Source organism: Streptomyces sp. ADMS (assembly GCF_033441795.1).
Taxonomy (GTDB): Bacteria; Actinomycetota; Actinomycetes; order Streptomycetales; family Streptomycetaceae; genus Streptomyces.
Genome location: NZ_JAVFVX010000333.1, coordinates 1 through 1,020, shown reverse-complemented (window position 1 = coordinate 1,020; position 1,020 = coordinate 1). Strand labels below are relative to the sequence as shown.

Sequence of the window (1,020 nt, the reverse complement as noted above, 5' to 3'; positions counted from 1 at the left end):
GCGACGGCGGCAAGTCCACCTCGGTGAGCATGCGCACCGAGCGGATCCTGCCCCCCGACGCGATCCGCGCGCTCCCGAAGGGCAAGGCGCTGCTGCTCGCCACCGGTATCCGGGTGGCGATGCTCGACCTGCGGCCTTGGTACAAGGAGCCCTCCGCCAAGGTGGTGGGTCCGGCCTCGGCCCGCGCGACGAAGACCATCACCGAGCGAGCCCTCGCCAAGTCCCTGGGCCACGACGACTTCGGGCTGTCGGCATGAGCGCTTCGACGCGCTGTCGGACGCCGAACTGGAGAACGGCGAGCCGGACGGCTGCTCGCCCTGGTCCTGCCGCTTCGGCGCCCCCGTCCAGGCCGATGTCGACGTCACGGCCTGGCTCTCCCCCTCTACCTGTTCAGGAGTCCCCTCGTGTCCTTGCGCAGTCCGTCCTCCCCCCTGGCGCGCTCCGAACGCCTCGCCCGGTCACCGGTCGTCCGGCGTGGCGGCCAGTGGTGGCTGGGCACCGGTTCCGGCTCGATCCTCGCCACCGATCCGACGTTCGCCGGCGAGCTGGACCGCTTCGCCGCCGCGATGGCCGCCGCCGACCAGGCCATCGCAGATCTCCGCTCCCAGCAGGACGATCCACCGACTCCCCACCCTGGGCGGCAGCGATGAACCCGCTGCTGAGTGCCGAGCAGGCGGTGCTCGGCTCGGTGCTGCTCGACCCCGGCCAGCTCGCGCACCTCGACTGGCTCGCACCGAATCACTTCTACCGCCCGGTTCACCAGGCGCTGTTCGCCGCCCTGCGCAAACTCCGGACCGACGGCCACCCCGCCCTGGCGACCAAGGAACCCGTGCCGCTGTCCTGGGTGACCGACGCGGTCTACGAGGCCAGCCACCACGTCCGGGGGCTGACCGCGGCATACGCCCACATCCTCATCTCGGCCTGCCCGCGCCCCAAGCACGCCCCGGTGTACGGCCGGATGGTGCTGGAGGGAGCGATCCACCGCAGCGTGACCGAGCACGCGATCCGCCTCCACCAGGC

At 72.1% G+C, this 1,020-nt stretch carries 2 protein-coding genes and 1 pseudogene; all 3 read left to right on the top strand.

The features are described from left to right. A pseudogene (locus RB628_RS40835) lies at positions 1 to 257 on the top strand (hypothetical protein); the annotation flags it as partial. 147 nt (positions 258 to 404) lie between these two features. Next, positions 405 to 650: a hypothetical protein gene (locus RB628_RS40830; protein WP_318325698.1), complete on the top strand. Its 246-nt coding sequence runs from the start codon at positions 405 to 407 to the stop codon at positions 648 to 650. Continuing rightward, on the top strand, positions 647 to 1,020 hold a 374-nt coding region (locus tag RB628_RS40825), incomplete at its 3' end, for a DnaB-like helicase N-terminal domain-containing protein (RefSeq protein ID WP_318325697.1). The genes RB628_RS40830 and RB628_RS40825, both read left to right, overlap by 4 nt.